This window comes from Pseudoalteromonas sp. GB43, from assembly GCF_054923805.1.
This window is the reverse complement of record NZ_JBPCHJ010000001.1, coordinates 3,080,556-3,102,134: the sequence shown is the minus strand read 5'-3', so window position 1 is coordinate 3,102,134 and position 21,579 is coordinate 3,080,556. Positions and strand designations below refer to the sequence as shown.

Sequence of the window (21,579 nt, the reverse complement as noted above, 5' to 3'; positions counted from 1 at the left end):
TTAGCTAATTGATTTCAATGTTTGCGGTTATTTAACTTTTAAAATACCCACAATTGCGCAAATTGCGCCCCCGACCATACCGAGCCAAGCTTCAATTGGTGTATCACCACTAAAAGTACGGCTAATTTGCGCACTTGCAGAATCATAAACGTTATATCCCCATACGGCTAGCGCCACACCAATAACGATTAAAGCAATACCTATAATTTTTCCCATCGTGTTGTTCCTTATTGTTATTAATTTCTTTTTGATAACCTCAGTGTTGCACACATATTAAACGCCTGCAAAGCCTTAAGAAATAATCAAACTAAAGGTTATGTTTTGCCCACTTAACGACACCTGAAGTTCAGCATCAATTGCTTTACTTAACGATTTGGCAATAGATAAGCCTAACCCAAAGTTATCATTAGAGGTTCTGGCACTGTCTTTTTGCCAGAGTGGATCAAATAACTGGCTCAAATCGTCTTCTGTTAATGGGACTTTTAATTCATTTGTAACAGAGAGATACAACTTATCATCTTTACTCAATAGCGTGCTTACAGTCACGATGCTCTCATCGGGGCTGTATTGTTTTGCGTTATTTACAAGATTGGTGATAATTGATTCAAGGGCAAATAAGTTACTGACAACGGCAGGAATATCATCTTGAAACTCAAACTTAACCCGCTCTAAATCACACTTTTCTAAGGTGCGCAAAATAACCTGATTTAAATCACATGCATCTTGCTTTGGGAGTGCTTCATCACTGTACTTATGCAGTAGTAATAAGTTCGACACAATACTCTTTAAGCGCTGGCTAATTTTTAGCACTTCGGGTTTGAAGTCTTCCTCAAGCTCTTTTTCATTTGGAAAACGAATGGCCACTTCAGCCATATTTATAAGCTCAGCAATCGGCGTTTTTAACTCATGAGCAATATCTGAGGTTAAGCGTTTTTCTCGAAAATAAAGCTGGCGGTTTTCTTGGATAAAAGCATTTAAGCTATCAACAATGGGTTGCAACTCTTTGACAGGTTCTTCTATTGCGATTACAGCATTTTTATCAGCAATACTCAGCTGGCTAATATCCCGGTTTAGTTTATTCAGCGGCGCTAGAGAACTGTCGACTGATTTACGCACAAATAGACGAATGAATACAATTACCGACACAGTAGAAACAACAAAAATAACGTCGATTAGCCATAAAACAAAATCAACTTCTTCTGATGAAGCCGCATAAGCTAACGTGATGGGTTGTTGCAAAGAGGTGTTAACACCTTCAGTGAGGTCATCATCATCATCTAGGTCTAAAGGCGGTATAAAGCGAGTATAAATAACCCGGTCATTTCGACCATCAGGTAACTCGATATTGATGATTTTTGTCTCGCCCAGTTTAATTTTTTCTAAAGGTAAGCTCTTTTGTGAGAAAAGATCCAAACTTTCTGAACGCGCGAACACGCCAGACTGCGACCAAAGTTGAAAATACTCAGTTTCTGTATTTCCAGAAAACTCAGGCATAAACAGCCCTGAAAAATCAAAATCAATTCCTTCTTCGTCAATATCAATCAATGACATAAGCATACCGGCTTTGGATTTCATACCACGATTAAATTCGTTATCAATCCAACTATCAACGGCGATATCAGTAGCAACTAAAATACTTAGTACCAGTCCAGTTATAGTAATCGATAATGTGGTTACTAACCTACTGCGAATTGACTTCATTATTTTCCTTGAATGATATAACCAAAACCACGCTTAGTTTGAATAGGTAGTTCACTACCTGCTGCCCTCACCTTTTTGCGCGCTGAGGATAAATGCGCTTCAATAGAGTTTTTTGAAACTAGGTCATATTGCCCTGCAATATAAGTACTTAACTTTTCAGCAGTGATCACTTTATTTTGGTTGCTAAATAAACACTCGACTATTTTATATTCGTTGGGGGTTAAATCGATTACAGTCTCATCAACTTGCAAGAGTTTTAATTGTAAATTTAAAGCCAAGTTATCGATGCGGATCACATCACTGATTGTTTTCAGGCCGCCTCGACGCATTAAATTTAATAACCTTGCGTGCAGCTCATCAAACGAAAATGGCTTGGTCAGGTAATCATCGGCCCCAGTGAGTAACCCTTTCACTCTGTCTTCTGGTTCTTGCTTGGCAGATAAAATTAGCACACGCACATCAAGCTGTTTTGCTCTTATGGTTTGTAATAACGTAATACCATCAATACTGGGTAACATAATATCGAGTATGATTAATTCGTACTCACCTGTCATTGCCATACTCAAACCTTCAGCACCATCGCCGGTTTCATCAATAGTAAAACCTAGGTTCTCAAGGCCAATTCGTAGACTACGTCTTAATGACACCGAGTCTTCTATAATCAACAATTTCATAAGTTACTCATTTAGGTAAAAACCGCTTTAGCGTCATCAGGTTACGCTTTTAATCTTAAGGTTCACTTAAGATTTACTGAAGTTTTTCTAGTTTAGAAAATATTAAGATTACCATCAGGGTTTCTTAAGTTTCGACTCCTAGTATTGCCGTAGTTTCGATTAAGTAAGTACGACTATGACAGCAAAACTCTCTGTTTTAAAACCTTTGTTCCGTTTTTCATTAATTTTAATGTCAGTTTTTATACTGTCGAGAATAGCCTTGCTTGTATGGCAACACCAAAGGTTAGCTGATGGCGATTGCCTTGCCGTTTTATTTGGCGGCTTAAGAGTCGACTTAAGTAGTTTAGGCTACTTGTCAGCCTTGGCTGTTTTGATGTTACTCGCTGATTTACTTGTGCGCAGAAAAACCGCTTTTTTTCAGCATGTTTTTACTCTTTATAGCAGCATAGTTGTGACTTTAATCGTGGTTGTAGAGGCTTCGACTCCCGCGTTTATTACCCAATACGATGTACGACCAAATCGTTTATTTGTTGAATACCTAGACTATCCTCAAGAAGTCTTTTCTATGCTATTACATGGCCACCTGTTTGCCATGATAAGCACTTTAATGATTGCAACGCTTAGCTGTGTGTTTGCGTATCGTTATATTAATGCTGCATTTAGCAAACAGCAAAATGCTAAAACGGTTAGCCAAGTGGTGATACTCGTTACGACTTTATTAGTTTGCTTAATTAGCGCAAGGGGCACAGTAAGCCATCGCCCGTTAAACCCTGCATTAGTGTACTTTTCAAGTGACTCACTAGTTAACTCCTTAGCCCTTAATTCAACTTACAGTGTCGCCTTTGCTATTAAGAATATGGGCAATGAAAAAAATGCCAGTAGTTTATACGGTACTATGCCACGTGATGAGATTTTACAAACAGTAAAGCAAGCAGCCTATAAACAGCAGTTTATCACTGAGAGTATTCCTACCCTTGCCAACAACACACCTTTTAGCACAGGCAAACAAAAGAATTTAGTGATCATTTTAGAAGAAAGCTTAGGCGCACGCTTTGTCGGCGAACTAGGTGGCATTGGTGTGACTCCTGAACTAGATAAGCTTTATCAACAAGGCTGGGGGTTTGATAACTTATATGCCACTGGCACACGCTCAGTGCGCGGTATCGAAGCGGTAACAACTGGGTTTACCCCATCACCTTCGCGCTCGGTGGTCAAACTTTCTAAATCTCAGCGTAACTTTTTCTCACTTGCTGATGTATTAAGCCGCACCGGCTATACCACCCAGTTTATTTACGGCGGTGAAAGCCATTTCGATAATATGAAAAGCTTTTTCTTAGGCAATGGCTTTAGCGATATTGTCGATATTAATGACATGCAAAGCCCAGAGTTTATTTCTTCATGGGGAGCAAGCGACGAAGACTTGTTTAATCAAGCTGATATAGAGCTAAGTGAGCTAAATAAATCAGGCAAACCATTTTTCAGCCTTGTGTTTACGTCAAGTAACCACGATCCATTCGATATTCCAGAGAGTAAAGTAACACTGCCTGAAGGCCACGACCCAGAAAACTACAAACGCGATCTAGCAATCAAATATGCTGACTATGCACTAGGTAAATTCATCGCAAAAGCAAAAACGCAAGATTACTGGCAAGACACGGTATTTTTAGTGGTTGCTGATCATGATGTGCGCGTGTTTGGTTCAGAGCCTGTGCCGCTTAAATCTTTCCATATCCCTGCTGTGATCTTAAATAGTGAAATGGATGCAAAGCGCGATACTCGCTTAGTCAGCCAAATTGATTTACCTGTTACTTTGTTGTCGTTATTAGGCGTTGAGCAAGCAACCCCTATGCTTGGTTATGATTTAACGAAACAATACCCTGTAGAGCGCGCCATGATGCAGTACTACGACAACTTTGCTTACGTAGAAAATGGTGAGGCCGTGATCCTGATGCCAAACCAAAAAGTGAGCTATTGGCGCTATGACCCTACAAGTAAAACCCAAGTTGCCATCGATAACACAGGTAGCAGCGTTGGGCTTGCCAAAAAAGCCTTAGCGCACGTCTTATTTAGCAATTTAGCTTATACCGAACAGTTGTATCGCTTACCAAATAAATCGTAGCGATGAGGAATCATTATGATCATGCAAATTAAACAACTCTTTACTCAAAAATGGCACGTTAGCTACAGCCAATTTGTCTGGTTGGTGTCGTTGTACTTGGTGATTGCATTTAATGGTCCGTTTTTATTTAACACGCTTGAAGCAGCCAGCAAACCTGAACATGTCAATTGGTTATTTATAGCAAGCGTACCGTTTTTCTTATTAGCACTGACGGCAATGGTGTTAAGTTGGTTATCGTTAATCACCTTCGTAAAACCCGTGCTTTTAACAAGCATCGTGGTTTCATCATTGTTGTTTTATGCAACCTTAAATTACGGTGTTATCTTTGATAAAAGCATGCTGCAAAATATCTTAGAAACAAATTCAGGCGAAGCATTTTCATATCTTAATGTACAAGTTATCGCTTTTATTACTGTGCTAGGCGTACTGCCTGCTTACTTGTTTTGTCGCTTTAAAATTGTCGGAAACTTTCGTGTTCGCCTTAAAAGCTTTACGCTTCTTAACGTTACAGCGTTTATTGCTGTAGCTGTTATTGCCGTCCCATTTTATAAAGATTACGCCTCTGTAGGGCGTAATAATCGCCAATTAACCAGCTACATTACCCCTTTTGCATTTTACACTGCTGGCTATAAGTACCTACGCGATAATTATTTTTACCCACCTTTACCATTTAAAGTCTTAGATAAAACACCGCACCTATTAGCTAAGCAACAAAGTTCACTGATGATTATGGTGGTAGGTGAAACAGCCCGTGCAGCAAACTTTTCACTGCAAGGTTACAACAAGCAAACTAATCAATATACCCCTAAACTTGGCGTTAAATATTTCAGTGATGTAAGTTCATGTGGCACCGCAACGGCCATTTCAGTACCTTGCATGTTCTCGCGCTTAGATTGCAATCACTATGATTCGCGCATCGCGCAAAGCCAAGAAAATGCCCTAGATATCATTCAACGAAGTGGTGTAGAAGTAACATGGATTGATAACAATAGCAGCTGTAAAGGGGTTTGTGTGCGGGTAAACTCAAAAACAATAGAACCAACAAAGAGCAATCCACTTTGTGACGGACGTTATTGTTTTGATGAAGTATTGGTTGAAGCATTAGCTGCAAAGCTTGCCAAGAGTCATGCAAAGCACCAACTAATAGTGTTACATATGATAGGTTCACACGGCCGCCTACTATCGTCGCTATCCAGAAAAAGACAGTAAATTTTTGCCGGACTGCCCACGTAGCGATATTCAAAATTGTAGCACTGAGCAACTGACAAACACGTATGACAATACCATTGCTTATACCGACCTAGTGCTGAGTAAGCTTATTAAATTACTGCAAAACAGTCCGGCGGATGACAAAGCTCTGCTGTATGTTTCTGATCATGGTGAATCACTGGGTGAAAAAGGCTTGTACTTACATGGCTTCCCATATGCATTAGCGCCTAAAGAGCAAACCCATGTGCCTATGCTATTTTGGAGTAATAAACTGGCCAATACCCGCTTTAATCAATGTATCGAACAATTGCGTAACCATGCTTTTTCACACGATAACATTTTTGACACCCTACTTGGCTTAACTCATATACAAAGCACTGAATATCGCCCAGAGCAAGATATTTTTAATACTTGCTCAACACAAAGCTAACGAAATAGAGATTTCAAACTATGCAATTTGATAGCACTAACAAACCCATTGGCATTAAACGTATCCGCCTCGCATTCAAAAACTCCCAACGAGCATTCACGTGGTTAGCAAAGCATGAGTCTGCTTTTAAACAAGAGCTGATAATGTTGGTCCTTGCCATAGCAGTGGTTTTTGTCTGGCAGATCAGCCTGTATGAGAAAATGATGCTGCTTGTATCAGTGCTATTTGTGATGTTTGCTGAAGTCGTCAATACGGCAATTGAAGCCGCTATAGACCGAATAGGCCTTGAAATTCATCCATTATCAGGCCTAGCTAAAGACTTAGGATCCGCAGCCGTACTGATTGCTCTAACGATTTGTGTGTTGGTCTGGGGCGGCGTGTTTATTAATAACCTAAGTTAGCTTACTTTTTTATCATCAGGGGTGTCATTACAAAGTGCACAGTGGCGCCCTTTTGATGAATGATATAAACGGGTTGCAATAAAAATGGCCGTGGCAATAAAAGACCAAAGTAGCGCAAAACCTAACGCACTGAGTGTCTCGTGACCTTTTAGAATTTCTATCATAAATAATAAAATAGACACCAGCGTAAAAACTTTAGCGGCTCTGATCACCCAGAATTTTGTACCCATAACTTACTCCTTTAGAAAAACTCCTTTGGAAGAATAAGTGTAGTGCAAAATAAGAAGAACATACTAATAACTTGAAACAGGCTCAGACAATATCTGTACATTATTTTTAAACACCTCTAACAGCCCTGATGGCGAGTGTTCAGTACCAAGCGCAGTAACATGACAGACATAACGATAACCGTTGTTAGTAAAGGTATAAAAATGATTCCCTCCACTGCCATCAAAGCTTAATGTGCCCCCTGTGATCACCAGGCTTGGCTCATCTTGCATAGATTGATCCCTATTCCATGCCGCATAGCGGTATTGATGATCAGCCAATTCATCAATACGAATTAAATGCTTTTTTGTTTGCCACGTTAATATCGGCTTTGTGAATTCACGGAGGCTTTTGTGCAATGCTTGTTTTTGCTCGTCAATCAGTGCTTCGCGTCGTGCTTTTTCAGCCTCTGATTCATAAGGCACAGCCCAAATAGAGCCATCAAAATCCAGCCACAGTTTACCTGAATCAAACATAATGCCGCGCCAGCCCATCATTTCCCAATCATGGCGAATGTTGGAGTTAGCTATTTCTTCAACAAACTGTTTATCGAAAATTTGCTCAAACTTTTCTATAAACATTTGCTCATTTTCAATAATTTGCAACGGCGCTTTGCGCTTTAGCGGGTAATGGACTCTTTTAGCAATGGTCGCTTTATCACCCGCCTTAAACGCAGCAACCACAGGTTTGACAATACTTATGTGCTTTGTTGCGGCAGCTGTTGAAAATGAGATAAAGCAACCTAAGAAAATGACCGCAAAATACTTCATTGTATTCACTTTTATGGTTAAAAATTTGATTATCCAAAGCGTAACAAATTTTTGTATTTGCAGTACAGGTGCTATTGGAATAACAACTCAATCTCATCACTTTGGTTACCGAGCCTATCAATAGCAATTACCTTAATTACCTCTAATGGTCGTTGTCCTTCATAGGTCGCAACAGAAATTACACTCTCCTCACTTGAGTAGATATGATATTGCCACTGCTGTGCATATTTTAGATAGACAAGTAACTGTGATACTTGCTCAGAATTAGAATGACTCCAAGTAAGATGGATGTCTTCGCCAACATAATTCATATCAACATTAACAGCCGCTAAGTGCGGCGCAGCTATCCACGGAGTTTCTGGTATTAATGCTTGATGCTGATAAACGCCTTGTGCAATCACATCACTCATCAATTGGCTGCCATCAAGTGCTGCTACATTCCAAAACACTGTACCGGGTGATGTTGATAAAAAACCACGATTAATCATGATTTGATTCACGACTTCATCAACGCCGGCCTCATCAAATGAGCGTAACGCATTAATACCAGGCCACAGATGTCGTTCATGCGTATTCTGAGATTGCCACCAACTTAATAAGAGCGGGTAACTTTGTGCATACTGGTTTATTGGCCAATAAAGTTGCGGCGAAAAATAGTCAAGCCATCCTTCATTAAGCCAAAGCTTAGCATCAGCAAACAGCTTGTCATATTGATCCATCCCGCGAATAGTTTCAGGTTCACCAGGTCTATAGATACCAAATGGGCTTATGCCAACAAGTACATGAGGCTTCGATTGCTTTACTCGTTGATATAAGCGTTTAACGAACTGATTTACAGCTTCACGACGCCAATCACCTATCGAAAGTGCCCCGCCTTCAGCCACATATTGCCTGTATTGTTCAGCATCAGGAAAATCTTCATCGTTGTTGTAAGAAGGGTAAGGGTAAAAATAGTCATCGTAATGAATACCATCTAAATCATAGCTATCTACAAGTTCGGTTAATACATTTAGTGTATGTGAAACCACGGCTTGATTGGTTGGTAAAAACCAATAGGTCTCATTTTTGAGTTTTACTACCTTATCATTCATTTTTTCAACAACTGAGTGTTCTGAAATTGGGCCCCCTATATGATGATGAGCACGATAAGGGTTTATCCATGCATGCAACTTTAAACCTCGTTTATGTGCTTGCTCTATCCAAAATTTTAATGGGTCATAAAACGGCTCAGGCGCTTTACCTTGCTCACCAGAAAGGTAATAAGACCAAGGTTCGTAAGAGCTTTGATACAAACTATCGGCTTGCGGTCGAACCTGAAAAATAACCGTATTAAAGTTATGTTTTTGAAGTGAATTAAGAATTTGAATAGCTTGTTCTTTTTGCTCTATCACTGACAGCCCGGGCTCATTAGGCCAGTTAATATTGGCAACAGTAGCAACCCATGCCGCACGAAACTCCCTTGCAACATGATCTTGATGGATGTTACCTAACAACTGCTTTTCAGTATTAGACATCTCCTTTATTTGTACGAAACTGCACGCACTCAAAACAAAGCACATTATCAAAGAGAAAACGTTTTTAAAGTACATTGTATACCCCACAAAAAAGGCACAACAAAGACTTGCTGTGCCTACATGTATCAGATTCAAAAGGAAAAATTAAAACTTCATTTGTGCGCCAAGTAAGAAACGACGACCATAATCATGTATCGCTAATGGGCGATTAGCATCTGACATGCCAGTGCTATTGCCCGACGTTGCTTCTTGCTCTTCATCCGTGAGGTTAATTGCTTGGAATACAAGGTTTAAATCTTCAGTAACATTGTAACTAATATTAAGATCATACTGGCCAAAACCATCTTTATATTGGTTCAAACCAAGATAGTTAGTGTAGAAATACTCTGAACGATAAGTATAAGAAACACGGGCACTAAAGGTTGTGTTTTCATAATATACTGTCGCGTTAAAGGTATCTTCTGAATTATTAGGTAAAACGGCTTCTTCACCCGCCTCTTTTTGCTCCGCAGTTTGTTTTAACTGTGCATCTGAATAGGTGTAGTTTGTCTGTACTCCAAAGCCGTAAGGGAGTTTCTGCGTGTAGTTAACTTCAAAACCTGAGTTCTCACCGCCTAAACCGTTCAGAGGCTGGGTCACTAAAAAGTCACGAACTTCTTCCACGCCTGTATCTGGATCTGTCCATGTTCATTGTTTTTCTATAGTGGCATTGGTTATGTATGAGTCGATATCTTTATAAAAATAAGCAAACGATAAAATAGATGATTCATTAAAGTACCACTCAGCAGATAAGTCATATTGAGTTGCACGGTAAGGCTTCAGGTTCGGGTTACCCTCAGAGCCTTTACAGCCTGTAGCTGCAGCACAATAACCACTTTTGCGGGCAGATAAGAAGTCATAATCCGGGCGAGACATGACTTTTGCCGCAGCAAAACGCACAACCACATCACCTGTAAAGTCGTAGTTGATATTCACACTCGGCAAGATATCATCGTAGCTATTAGAGCTATTGATATCTTGAATATTTTCAGGTGCAAAGCTGCGCCCTGTGTATTCAACAGAACGAGAATCTAGCTCTGTTTTCACAGCTCGAACCCCAAAATTACCGCGCCACTTATTATGATCGAACACCGCTTTTACATACCCTGCGGTGACGGTTTCTTCTAAATCGAATGTGTAATCAAGGTGTTCATATGGCGCTGTAGAAGGTGTTGTTGATGATATCCAATCAGCATATTTTGAATTATCAAACTGCCATAAAATTGCATTATCTGTCGAATCGCTTGCGAACATGCCTAAGTTAAATTGTTCACCATCTGATGATACTTTTGGATAATTCGCTTTTATTAAACTTGCAGCTTTTGAATGCTCTCGGTACTTAACCCCAGCCTTGATTGCTTTGAAGAAGTCACCATCTAATAGATACTCAAAATCTAGCTGCCCGTAAACTTCCTTTGAGTCGTTGTATATGTCATTTTTATGGTTGTAGTCTAAGCGATAATCATCAGCGCTTAAATCAGCGTCTAATGTTACATCTGGCGTTCCATTGTCTAATGTAAATGATGCGCTTGTATTTGCGTAATATTCTGAGTAAACATCACTTACTTCACCATCAGCCTTGCTATAACCTAGCTGACCTGTAACAGTGTAATTGTCTGCTTTATATGTCACTTTTAAATCGTGCGCTTGAGTTTTAAACTCCCCCTCATAACCTGCATTGCCATAATATCCTAAATTATTATGGTCGGTATATTGCCCGAAATCAAAGTGCCATCAACAATGACTGGGATTTTCTACATTTGCAATGTTTTGCAAAATAAAGCCGCTTGAGTATGTTCCGTATGACTCATGCTCAGATTTTGAATATAAGTTATTAAAAACAAAATCTACGTTGTCATTAGCTGCATATTGAAACGTCAAAGTTGCGGTATCTAAATCACTATCACTTGCGTATCGGTTATAGCCTACCGCGCCAGGGTAAAACTCTGCGTTGCCATCTTGATCTGCATCGGTACTGCGATAGCCGAATCGAACTTCTTTGCTATCACGTTGGGTCGCAGTTTCTTTATGAACAAATCCTAGATTAAAACCAAAATCTTGTGCTTCATTTTTCCACGAATACAAACCAGAAAGGTACGGTTTAGTTTCTTCAGCATTTTCAAAATGATAAGCCTTAACAGAGAGCGCTGCGTAATTCGCTTCACTATCGAGCGGTTTACGAGTTTTTACAACAACGGTACCACCTATAGAACCCTCATCAATGTCTGCTTCTGCCGACTTATATACTTCAAGAGTATCTACTAATTCAGCTGGTAGCAGCGAGTAGTTAAACCCTCGTGAAGGACGCGTAATTGAAGCTGAAGCAGTTGCTGAAGCAACGTTTTGCCCGTTTAACAAGGTAATATTTAAATGCGGTGCAGTACCACGAATACTAACTCGGTCGCTTTCACCACCTAGGTCTTTTTCAACTTGTACACCCGGAATACGCTGTAGTGCATCAGCGACAGTTTGATCTGGAAATTTACCAATATCTTCAGCAGAAACGGCATCAACTACACTGTTTGAAAAGCGCTTCATATTAATGCTTTTCTCAACTGATGCAGCATAACTTCTTACTTCAATCTGCTCGATATCTTCTTTAGTTGCTTTTTTCTTTTCTGGCAGTTGATCAGCTGCATAAACAGATACTGATGTACTTAAAACTAAAGTAGGAATAAGTGCTTTTTTAACACCAGCCGCTAGCGCTGAGAATTTTTTATTCATGGAACTGTAACCTTATAGTTTTTGTAAAGTGAGAGATTTTGTGACTACAAACTACATAAATGCTCTTAAGAACAACAATTGGTAACAACTTTATTGTTACAATGCGGCTACAATATTAGTAATAAATTATAAAATCAAGATATTTTATTCTAAACAGCATACTCAAGTTAAAATATTTAATTCCCAACTTTTAAGGACTCACCACCTGTAAAGAGATAAACTAAATACAATCAATACCTTGTTAGCAATGAAAAGAGAAGAAACAAAATCAAAGCTGCTTTTAAAGATTCATAGGCTGCCTTGATGTTTTAAAAACAGGGAATTAATTATTCCAAAACTAAATCAAACACAACATTGACACTTGCTCTGAAGGTAATCGATTCTTGTAAATACTTACCTTCTGGGACTGTATTAATACGTGAGCCCGTTACCATGATTCGTTCAATATTTGTGTTGCTGCCATAGCCAAAGTGACTACCTACTTCTTGTGATTGAATACTATACACCCGACCAAGTTTCGCTTCGAATGCGCTAGCAAGGCTACTTCCCTGCTGTTTGGCATTCGCTACTGCTTTATCAAGAGCGGCTTGCTCGTAATCTGAGGCTTTGCTTGATAAAAGTTGAATTTGCTCGATTTGATTGACACCCACTTTAAGCGCAAAGTTTAAAAAGCCATCCAAAAGGGAGAGTTGTTTAAGGCTGACTTTGACCTTGCGGGTAGCGCGAAAACCATCTTTAACTTGGTTATCGTTTTCGTCATAGCGCATGTTCGGCTCTACGAAAATTCGACCCGCAGAGATACTTTTTTCGTCTATTGAGAAATTATTTAAGCCCGCAAGGAGTTTATTTACTTGTTCATCGACTTGCTGCTTAGCCTGCACACTTTCAGCTTTAACAGTTTCAAACTCTAACGTGATGTCAGCCCTGTCGGGGGCTGTACGCACAACAGCCTCACCTTTAACAACAATATGGCGATTATCCGGCAGATTTGTTGCAGCTATTGCAGAACTGGTACATAAAACCAGTGGTAACAAAGATTTAAGCATCATAACCTCTCCTTAGAAAAAGTTATGATGCCTTGCTAGGGTGTGAATGTATAGCAATGTATGCTGTTTTTAAGTGTAAATAGTTGCGAAGAAAGGAAATTAATTAATGAAAAGCTAACACGGCATATTATGACAAGTTGCTAAAATATGCCGTCTTTTTGAAGATTTGCTTAGTGAGCTAGTACGCTTAGCCACTCATCTGGGTTTGCTAAAATGAACTCAAATATATCGTTATTATTTAAAGTTATGCGAATTCCATCTGCTGTGATTGGCAAAATACCCGCGCCTTTACCTGAACACTTACCAACGTTATTGATTTGCGCTCGGGAAAATGTGTATGGTAATTTAAGCCTAGCTCTTTATTAAACGGTTCAAAAACAATGTCTTGTTCAGTAACTACAAGCTTACCATCCGCTTTTGCGACACCCGATTGAATAGTTGCTGCTGACTCTATAACTGTGTGTGCGTGCATATCCTTTACTCCACTTAACATATGAGTGTTAGTCTACACTCAATGAAACCTTAAAATTGCGTACCAACTTAAGATACAGCAAGTACAAAAAAAGTACAGTAAAGTTAGTTAATTTAAAGCATTATCTTTTGAAATAGTTATTGATTGCTTATCTGTAGTGTATTGTTAAATCGCACATAAACGATTGCTCCACCCTCAGTCTTTAGCTGATGTTTAAAACCGGCGACTGACGAGAAGTAACTACCAGCCTCAAGTTGTTTTGCTTCACTATGTTCAACAGATTCGATAGTTAAGCTCGCCGCTGATCAAAACTGCGCGTAATGAACCTCTTTCACTTGTTAATTGCCCATTAAAACCTGCATCAAGTTTAACTAAAACACCTTGTTGATTTTGTTTTTGCCAAAGAGGGGTAAGGGTAACCTTTTTAGAGTCTAATGACGTTAACTCATCACTATTGAACCATACCATGTTGTCTGAATGAAGATTGAGTGAGTGCTCGCCATTATTAAACTGCGCCTTAGAAGGCTTAACCAAATAAGGCCCTTCATCGATTTCAAGGTATATGAGATTGGTCTCAGCCTTAGCAGCTGTTATGTGATTTTGCCCTGCAGGTTGCGTCCAAAATGACCCTGTTGCCATCCAATCCAATTCTGCATTTGGGTCATCATTATGCATCAGTCCTTTAATGACAATGCCACGGTATGAAATATTATGAATATGCGCAGGAGATGAAAAGCCCGGTTTAAAGCGCACTAGCATACCGGTTGCAGAATCTATTGTTCTGTCGCCCCATAAGTTTGCTGCGCCAGGGCTTTTGTCACCACGTAGAGGGTTTAAATATCCCCAGTTTACGGACTCTACGGGGACAAGTTCAGACTGGGGATTATCCAACCTTTTTTCATCAGCAGCGGCTGAAAATGCAGCAATAAGTACTACACTTGTTGTTAGTGATAATAGCTTTAACATATTAAATTTCCTCTAATAGCAAACCCAAGAGAAGTCTCTTGGGGTTACAAATCTTGTTGTTAGCACAGTACTAATTTATTTCTTGTACCTTCATCACTAACTCCGGCCAATTACGCTGATTTTCTATGTCATGCTCAAGGCGTTCTGCTCATCGGCAATAGTGAAGCGCTTAATTGCAGGTGTTTTACTGGTTGCTTGATATAACCAATATGCTTCTGCTTTTAATGCCTCCGCAATTGGCTTATCAATTGATTCATATACCATTTGTTTGCATGCATTAATTGATTCAGCAGGAAACTGAGCAATTCGGTTTGCTAGCGTATCAACGTATTCATCAATCTCATCGGGGTTAAGCGCTTTATTAATGGTACCCATGCGCTCAGCCTCATCTGCATCAAAATCACGGGCACTCAAAATAATTTCTAAAGCACGACCTAAACCTGTCTGGCGAGCCATTCTTGAAGCACCGCCACCACAAGGTAAAATACCCATACCAACTTCCATTTGCATAAATTTAAACTTACCACGAGCTGCAAATCGCATATCAAGCGCTAGCGCTAGTTCATGGCCACCACCGCGTGCAAAACCTTCTAGTTTTGCTATTGTTGCCTGCGGCACTTTACTTAAGCGCTCACAAATTAATTGTAAGTCCAGCAGCTTCGCTTCATCGCGTGAAACAACTTCAACTGACATATCTTTCAATAGTTCAGTATCATAGTGGCAAACCCAAATTTCAGGGTTTGCTGATTGAAAAATAACAACTTTAGTGTTTTTATCTCGCTCTAAACGCATTGCTAAACTATTTAAATCAGCAAGCATTTCTTGGCCCTGAACATTAACTGGCCCAAAATCAAACGTAACAGTTAATACACCACCAGACTGAGTGGTCGTGAATGTTGTAAATCCTTCGTATTTCATAATTATCCCTAGTGTTTTTATTGGTTGCGGCTGTAAAAAAGCTATCGTAAAAATAAACTCTAAATTTTTACATCTAGACGAGTTAAAACTTCGTCCATCGCCATAATCAAAGTAGTATTTTTTGCTGTATCAAACGCATCTGGATGTGGGTTCGAAAATGCACCAATATCATTATCAAAATAACGGCCAGTCATACCTGTAAATTGGTCACTTAACGCAGCCTTAACTAAAATATCAGCCCCGATAGCCAAATTTTTTCCTTGTGAACCATATGCTTCTTTAACCATTTTGCTTCCTAAAAAAGAGGCTGGATTAACTGCCACTAAAGAAGGAGTATTGTCTGCCCATTGTTTTGCCAATTGTAGCGTCCACATAGTTAGCGCTAATTTACTTTGCGCATAAGCACTGCTATCAGACAATGCTTGCAAGCCTTTAAGTGCTGCAATACTAACCGGTGCTTGCGCCGCTGAAGATAGGTTCACTATGCGACTATTTTCATTCATAAGAGCAGATAAAGTTTTGGTCAAAATATAAGGCGCGATCGTGTTCACTAAAAAGCGTACATCTAGACCACCCTCGCCTAGGTTATTTGCTATTTTAAAAACGCCAGCATTATTGATCAGTACATCAATATGTGAATATTTAGCTTTGATCTGATTGGTTAATTCAACCACCTGTTTTAGCTCTGATAAGTCTGCTAAAAACGTATCAATTTTTGCACCGCTATAAAGCGCCTCTATCAACTCTTTTGCTTGTAAAAGCTTTTGCTGGCTACGACCATGAAGTAAAAGCGTATGACCTAATGAAGCAAGTTTTTTTGCCGTCTCTAGGCCAATGCCATCTGTAGCGCCTGTTAATAGAATTGTTTTAGGCATACATAATGATTCCTTTTAATAAGGGGTCAGTGAAGTTAGTCAAAGAAATAAATTCATCACTGCTATGCAGTTGATAAATACGGCTTACTTTCACATATGAAACTCTCCCCTTTAGTTGCATTTGTCATGTTTAGTTTTACAAATAAAGCTTAAGGCTTTGGATAAAACGAATAAATAACGTATAAAAAGAATCAGAATTCTGATTTTCGAGATAATTGATGGACACTAATTGCATTAAACTATTTGTGTTAGCGGCTGAGACACTCAACATTAGTGCTGCAGGCGAGCAGCTGGACCTTACTCCATCTGTAGCAAGTGCCTGGTTAGCCAAATTAGAAATGCAAGTTGGAGCAGACCTATTCCACAGAACGACAAGGAAAGTAACTTTATCACTTGCTGGCATGGAGTTTTTACCTTATGCCAAAGAGATCCTTGCTCAACAAGAAGCCGCGCTTGCAACCTTAGGACAAGGTAACCTTAATATTAGCGGAACATTGAGGTTTGCTGCATCAAGTACGTTTGCGCAGCGCTTTATCATGCCTATTTTGCCAGAATTCCTAGACCGCTACCCAGATATAAACCTTGAACTCATGCTCTCAGATGGCCAAGTTAAATTAATTGAAGGAGGGTTTGATCTAGCACTGAGAAACCTCGCTGTGGAAGATAGTAGCTTGATTTGCAGACGCCTTGCCAAAGACACTCGGATATTGTGTGCCTCACCAGACTACTTGGCTCGTAATGGCACTCCGAGGAATCCTGAGGAGCTTATCCGACATCAATTATTAGTGTTTTTAAATACCAAACCCCGCAAGTTAATTACCCCTAATTGCAGCGATCATTTTAGTTTTCCACCTGAAAAAAGTAAGCCACGCATTTTGTGTGATGATGGCGCAAGTATGCGTATAGCAGCAAAAGCTGGCGTGGGTATCTGTATGAGTTCATTGTGGAATATTCATACTGAGCTAGAAGCAGGTTCTTTAATTCGAGTTTTACCTGATTATCAAATAAGTGATAACAGCGCTATCTGGCTTGTATACCCGAAATCAAATGTACTTACGGCTAAAGTAAGAGTTCTTATAGATTTCTTAGTCGAAAAAATAGGTAACTCGCCAGAGTGGGAAACGATAAATAAAAAATGATTACTCTATTATGAGCACCCTACACGATTTAATAGCAAAAACTAATACCTATGCGCTTAATTAGGTAGACTATTTTGAGACAATAAAACCTCGTTGATAACAAAGCAAAAATTTCATTATTTAGTTATTTTCGGCAATTGCTCCCGCATTGCTCTCCCTTCTGTATCCATGCAGTCGAAAATCAGAAACTCTTAACATAGGTAGCAATAGCCTTACATAAAACATAATTAAGTGTTATTAAATAATGATATAGGTAAAACTTAAGTAATAAAAGTCACGGATTGTCTTTTTAAATGCTATGCTTAGAGTTACTAATTAGTAGGTACAAGACTCATGACTCAATCGCTAAAGAAAACTCAAACAAGGCTGAGAGTAAACGCGGTAATTGTTATTATATTAGTCATTCTGCTAACAGTGACTTCATTATTCTTTTACAAGCATGTTGATAACCAATGGCGTGATTATTCCAATACTGCAAGCAACGTTTATGTTTTACATGACACCTTGGTGCAAAGGTTAGGATATGGTGGCTTTATACACCACTTTAAAAATCTAATTTTAAGAAAAAATGTTGATCTTTACCTCCCTAGTATAAAAAAAGAAATTTACGAAATAAAAGTAATACTAGAAAAGCTAGAAGCTGTAGAAAATTACGACAAGCAAGCTCTCGGCGGTGTAAGAACGACCCTAGCTAATTATGAGGAAAAGCTTGATTTAGCGCTCAAAATGATTGAACAAGGCGCTTCTAGTGAAGCTATTGACGACATTGTAAAAGTTGATGATGCGAAAGCCCTTGCAGCCCTATCTGACTTTGAAAGCCACGTAAACACCATGCTTAAGAAAAAGAGTGTGGCGATAAATGAAAACTTTAAATTTGCATATACAGTTCATATTCTGACGATTGTACTTTTGGCTGGTATTTTGCTCTTTTACTTTAAAAAGCTATCTACCTCATATAAAGAGCAACAAGCTTTAACTGATCGAGCATTAGAAGGGGCAAGAATTAAATCAGAATTTCTTGCTAATATGAGTCATGAAATTAGAACCCCCTTAAATGGCATTATGGGTTTACTACAAATCCTGCAACCTAATGTTCAAAAGCCCCAAAACATAGAAATTGTCTCAAAAGCTCTTTTTTCATGCCGATCATTACTTACTATTATTAATGATATTTTAGACTTTTCTAAAATGGAAGCAAACGAGCTTACAATCGAAAATGTTAACTTTTCTTTGATAAAAATAGTTGAATCTATAAATTCTGATTTTTTACCTATCTGTAACGAAAAGTCTATCGAGCTAAACATTGATATAGACAAAAATGTCGAAAATATATGGATTGGTGATCCTGTTCGTATTAGGCAAATAATTTTAAACCTAGTTTCTAACGCTGTGAAATTCACAGAGCAAGGTGGTATACAAGTTATTGTAAAGAAAAAAGTAAAAAACTTAATCCCAGGTATCGAGTTACAAGTATTAGACACAGGAATAGGTATGAGTGAAGAAGGTTTGGCAAATCTTTTTCAACGCTTTCAACAGGCTGATAATAGTATTACACGCCGCTTTGGCGGCACAAACGTCTTGGCATGTCAATAACAACAAACTTAATTAAACGGATGGGAGGTACTATAGACGTTGATAGTAAATTAGGTGAAGGCACACGCTTTACCATATTTTTACCGCTAGAAATAGCAGAGCAGCAGCAAATCATAGAAAGCTCCCATATAACTGATGTTCCCAATCTTGAAGGTAAAACAGTTCTAATTGCTGAAGATAACCCACTTAATACTATGGTCATTCAATCCTTAATGGCCGAAACAAATGCCAATGTTCAGTTTGCCAAAGATGGTCTAGAGGCTATAGATTTATTTAAAAAAATAAACCCTATGCTCGTCCTGATGGATATCCAAATGCCAAAAATGGGGGGGATTGAAGCCTGTGCACACATTCGAGCATTAAACCCTACGACTCCGGTAATCGCGTTAACAGCAAATGTCATGAAAGAAAATATTATTGAATACAAGAACTGTGGCTTTTACTGCCATGTTGGTAAGCCCGTTGAAAAACATCTGCTCTTTGAAGCCTTAAATAATGCCATTTCACAGCACAGCCAAAACTTATCTGATTAATAAAAACGGCCCCATAATTAGAGCACATGACTCCAGCACTAACAGTTTAAATCCCAACAGCTAGTACCCTTTCACATATATTTTGATCAGTTGCCCTTACTTAAATTCAGGTAACTGATTCTTTTCCAATCAATAATTCAATACTCCTGCTTTTTCCAGTAACTGATGTTATAAATTTCTTCTTCTTAAGAACTGAAATCATTGAATGAACACTTGAAGATGCGGTTCCAAAGTAGCGCTCAAAATCACTTTCAGCAGGCGCAATCCCATTCACTTTTGTGTAGTAATAAATAAATGCTAAATACTGACCTTGCTTTGCTGTAAACCGTGGCGACTCTTCTTTATTCATAATGAACTTTTACCCTAATCAACGATCCTTTAACTCATATAAACTTACTTAATATTGTTATGAACCGAAAGTATATTGTTGAATTATCAGAAGAAGAAAAACAAGAATTAGTAGACTATTGCAAAAAAGGCATGGTCAATGTTCGAAAGTACAAGCGGGCTGCTATTTTGTTAAAAGCTGACTGTTGTAGATATACAACAGAGCAAATATGTGAAGCTGTTCAAGTGAGTTCTTCAACCGTATTTCGAGTCAAACGCCAGTTCGTTGAAGAGAATCTAGCGGCAGCTATGAATGAAGGTGCACGAAGTGGTGCTATGAGAAAAACCTCTGCGAAAGATGAAGCAACGTTAATCGCCACAGCTTGCACTAAGCCACCAACAGGTCACGCTAGATGGACATTATCTTTACTTGGAGAGCGATTAGTTACGTTAACCGATTTAGATAGTATCTCGTATGAAACAATACGGAGGCGCCTTAAAGAGAATGCACTAAAACCATGGCAAAAAAAGATGTGGTGTGTGGCGACAATGGATGCTGAATATATAGCGCGGATGGAACATGTGCTCGAGTTGTATGCTGAGCCAGCAGACGAGTTAAACCCTATAATTAACTTTGATGAGGCGATGAAACAACTTGTAGATGATACTCGACCGGCACAACCAATGAAGCCGGGGCAGACTAAGCGGTTAGATTATGAATATAAACGTGTAGGTGTGGCCAACTTATTTGTATTCTTCGATCGCCATCGAGGGTGGCGGCATGTTAAAGCAACAGAAAGAAAGACGAAAATTGACTTTGCTAATTGTATGAGGGATTTAGTTGATCTTCATTATCCACATGCGAACAAAATAAAAGTTGTGTTAGATAACTTATCAACTCATACAGAAGGAGCGTTGTATAAAGCATTTTCTCCACAGGAAGCACGGCGGATTTTAAATAAACTAGAATTACATTACACACCAAAACACGCAAGTTGGTTGAATATGGTCGAGATAGAGATTGGCAATATGAATAAGCAATGTTTAGATAGACGTATAGCAAGTATGGAAGAACTAAAGACAGAACTCGCGACATGGGAATGGAGCCGGAATAAAGAAAGAACAAGTATAAACTGGATGTTTAATGTTGAATTAGCTCGTGAAAAACTTCAGAGGGCTTATGGTGCCCTCAACTAGTCAGAACTTGTGTGATGAAGTACTAGTGTCTGAGAAATGATAAAAAGACACCCATGTTTAAAGATAATTAATCACCTACTTTAGAGAGGACTAGAGACATCACGTAATTAGACACCCACTTTTGGTAAAATTAGCATATCAATTGCATTTGACTTAGCGAAAAAGATCGCTCATAGTCGAAAAAATCATCAATACACATAAAATCTAATAATAAACACATCTAATTTGCTTGTAATGAAACTATATAGAGGAAGCTTGCAATGCCTTTCCTCAACAAAACCAAGCTTTAATAAATTAGAGAGTAGCAATTTATTATAAAATGCTATGCAAATGTGGGGAGTGCATTATGAATCGCAAGTTAAAATTAATTTATCGTATTATGTTAGCCTCAAAAGTTAACAACTCTAATAAAGAAATTTCTATTGATAACCTAAAACAGAACTGCTGTCTTTCTGAAACCGAACTACTCAACATACTAAAAGAGCTAGAAATAAAGAAACTTATATGTTGGGATTCTGGCAAGTCAACATTTATGATTTCGAGTTAACTTACTAGTTTTTAAAGTATAATCAACCTAAGATTACTTGCGAAACAAATTGTCAATTGTTTAACGAAAAAGTGAATAAACTACTTTCTGTTTCTCACTCTTTAGAATTACAGCTAAG

Annotated in this window: 19 protein-coding genes and 3 pseudogenes; 7 read left to right on the top strand and 15 right to left on the bottom strand. The window is 38.7% G+C overall.

From position 1 onward, the window contains the following. Window positions 1–27 precede the first annotated feature (27 nt). The 3 genes from ACRWSG_RS14760 to ACRWSG_RS14750 form a co-directional block, all read right to left on the bottom strand. Window positions 28–216 carry a DUF3185 family protein gene (locus ACRWSG_RS14760; RefSeq protein WP_054553751.1) on the bottom strand — a complete coding sequence of 63 codons (189 nt, stop codon included), beginning with the start codon at window positions 214–216 and terminating at the stop codon, window positions 28–30. Window positions 217–291: 75 nt separating this feature from the next. Continuing rightward, window positions 292–1,701, bottom strand: coding sequence for a sensor histidine kinase (locus tag ACRWSG_RS14755; RefSeq protein WP_462166603.1), 1,410 nt, complete (start codon window positions 1,699–1,701; stop codon window positions 292–294). Continuing rightward, a complete protein-coding gene (locus ACRWSG_RS14750; protein ID WP_138600015.1) occupies window positions 1,701–2,375 on the bottom strand; it encodes a response regulator transcription factor in 675 nt (224 codons plus the stop codon). Before ACRWSG_RS14750 ends, ACRWSG_RS14755 begins: the two co-directional genes overlap by 1 nt. Before the next feature lie 175 nt (window positions 2,376–2,550). Here ACRWSG_RS14750 and ACRWSG_RS14745 point away from each other — a divergent pair, with 175 nt between their 5' ends. The 3 genes and pseudogenes from ACRWSG_RS14745 to ACRWSG_RS14735 all read left to right on the top strand — a co-directional run bounded on the left by ACRWSG_RS14745 (window position 2,551) and on the right by ACRWSG_RS14735 (window position 6,534). Beyond that, on the top strand, window positions 2,551–4,494 hold the full coding sequence (locus ACRWSG_RS14745; RefSeq protein ID WP_235373989.1) for an LTA synthase family protein: 1,944 nt from the start codon (window positions 2,551–2,553) through the stop codon (window positions 4,492–4,494). Between the two features lie 15 nt (window positions 4,495–4,509). Then, window positions 4,510–6,133 (top strand): annotated as a pseudogene (locus ACRWSG_RS14740) (phosphoethanolamine transferase). A gap of 20 nt (window positions 6,134–6,153) precedes the next feature. Further along, window positions 6,154–6,534 (top strand): diacylglycerol kinase, encoded by a 381-nt coding sequence (locus ACRWSG_RS14735; RefSeq protein ID WP_235373987.1) that lies wholly within the window; start codon window positions 6,154–6,156, stop codon window positions 6,532–6,534. On the opposite strand, the gene ACRWSG_RS14730 is transcribed toward ACRWSG_RS14735, so the two are convergent. From ACRWSG_RS14730 to ACRWSG_RS14680, 11 genes and pseudogenes are all read right to left on the bottom strand, one after another. Beyond that, a complete protein-coding gene (locus ACRWSG_RS14730) occupies window positions 6,531–6,764 on the bottom strand; it encodes a hypothetical protein (protein ID WP_054553756.1) in 234 nt (77 codons plus the stop codon). The two genes, ACRWSG_RS14735 and ACRWSG_RS14730, sit on opposite strands and share 4 nt — an antisense overlap. 63 nt (window positions 6,765–6,827) lie before the next feature. Then, on the bottom strand, window positions 6,828–7,571 hold the full coding sequence (locus ACRWSG_RS14725) for a hypothetical protein (RefSeq protein WP_235373986.1): 744 nt from the start codon (window positions 7,569–7,571) through the stop codon (window positions 6,828–6,830). Window positions 7,572–7,642: 71 nt separating this feature from the next. Continuing rightward, complete coding sequence (locus ACRWSG_RS14720; RefSeq protein ID WP_462166602.1) at window positions 7,643–9,085, bottom strand: glycoside hydrolase family 10 protein; 1,443 nt, start codon at window positions 9,083–9,085, stop codon at window positions 7,643–7,645. A gap of 144 nt (window positions 9,086–9,229) precedes the next feature. Beyond that, window positions 9,230–10,837 (bottom strand): annotated as a pseudogene (locus ACRWSG_RS14715) (TonB-dependent receptor); the annotation flags it as partial. A gap of 21 nt (window positions 10,838–10,858) precedes the next feature. Further along, window positions 10,859–11,848 (bottom strand): TonB-dependent receptor plug domain-containing protein, encoded by a 990-nt coding sequence (locus ACRWSG_RS14710; RefSeq protein ID WP_462166601.1) that lies wholly within the window; start codon window positions 11,846–11,848, stop codon window positions 10,859–10,861. A gap of 326 nt (window positions 11,849–12,174) precedes the next feature. Further along, entirely contained in the window at window positions 12,175–12,897 is a 723-nt protein-coding gene (locus tag ACRWSG_RS14705; RefSeq protein WP_462166600.1) for an SIMPL domain-containing protein, read from the bottom strand. A 241-nt stretch (window positions 12,898–13,138) separates the two neighbouring features. Beyond that, the gene (locus ACRWSG_RS14700) at window positions 13,139–13,366 is read right to left on the bottom strand and encodes a hypothetical protein (protein ID WP_462166599.1); all 228 of its coding nucleotides are present in this window, start codon (window positions 13,364–13,366) and stop codon (window positions 13,139–13,141) included. A 137-nt stretch (window positions 13,367–13,503) separates the two neighbouring features. Then, window positions 13,504–13,653, bottom strand: a complete 150-nt coding sequence (locus tag ACRWSG_RS14695; protein ID WP_462166954.1) for a DUF4437 domain-containing protein — start codon at window positions 13,651–13,653, stop codon at window positions 13,504–13,506. Next, a complete protein-coding gene (locus ACRWSG_RS14690) occupies window positions 13,640–14,332 on the bottom strand; it encodes a DUF4437 domain-containing protein (RefSeq protein WP_462166598.1) in 693 nt (230 codons plus the stop codon). Before ACRWSG_RS14690 ends, ACRWSG_RS14695 begins: the two co-directional genes overlap by 14 nt. Before the next feature lie 70 nt (window positions 14,333–14,402). Beyond that, window positions 14,403–15,250 (bottom strand): annotated as a pseudogene (locus ACRWSG_RS14685) (enoyl-CoA hydratase/isomerase family protein). Window positions 15,251–15,309: 59 nt separating this feature from the next. Continuing rightward, window positions 15,310–16,125, bottom strand: coding sequence for an SDR family NAD(P)-dependent oxidoreductase (locus ACRWSG_RS14680; protein WP_054553764.1), 816 nt, complete (start codon window positions 16,123–16,125; stop codon window positions 15,310–15,312). 218 nt (window positions 16,126–16,343) lie between these two features. On the opposite strand from ACRWSG_RS14680, the gene ACRWSG_RS14675 reads away from it, so the two are divergent. The 3 genes from ACRWSG_RS14675 (at window position 16,344) to ACRWSG_RS14665 (ending at window position 19,390) form a co-directional block, all read left to right on the top strand. Further along, complete coding sequence (locus ACRWSG_RS14675) at window positions 16,344–17,264, top strand: LysR family transcriptional regulator (RefSeq protein ID WP_462166596.1); 921 nt, start codon at window positions 16,344–16,346, stop codon at window positions 17,262–17,264. Window positions 17,265–17,597: 333 nt separating this feature from the next. Further along, window positions 17,598–18,857, top strand: coding sequence for a histidine kinase dimerization/phospho-acceptor domain-containing protein (locus ACRWSG_RS14670; RefSeq protein ID WP_462166595.1), 1,260 nt, complete (start codon window positions 17,598–17,600; stop codon window positions 18,855–18,857). Then, the gene (locus ACRWSG_RS14665) at window positions 18,848–19,390 is read left to right on the top strand and encodes a response regulator (RefSeq protein ID WP_462166594.1); all 543 of its coding nucleotides are present in this window, start codon (window positions 18,848–18,850) and stop codon (window positions 19,388–19,390) included. Before ACRWSG_RS14670 ends, ACRWSG_RS14665 begins: the two co-directional genes overlap by 10 nt. Window positions 19,391–19,496: 106 nt before the next feature. Here ACRWSG_RS14665 and ACRWSG_RS14660 read toward each other — a convergent pair whose 3' ends face one another. Then, entirely contained in the window at window positions 19,497–19,739 is a 243-nt protein-coding gene (locus tag ACRWSG_RS14660) for a LexA family protein (RefSeq protein ID WP_462166593.1), read from the bottom strand. Window positions 19,740–19,798: 59 nt separating this feature from the next. Between ACRWSG_RS14660 and ACRWSG_RS14655 the strand changes: the two genes are divergently transcribed. After that, window positions 19,799–20,914, top strand: a complete 1,116-nt coding sequence (locus ACRWSG_RS14655; RefSeq protein WP_462165727.1) for an IS630 family transposase — start codon at window positions 19,799–19,801, stop codon at window positions 20,912–20,914. The last annotated feature ends 665 nt before the right edge of the window (window positions 20,915–21,579 follow it).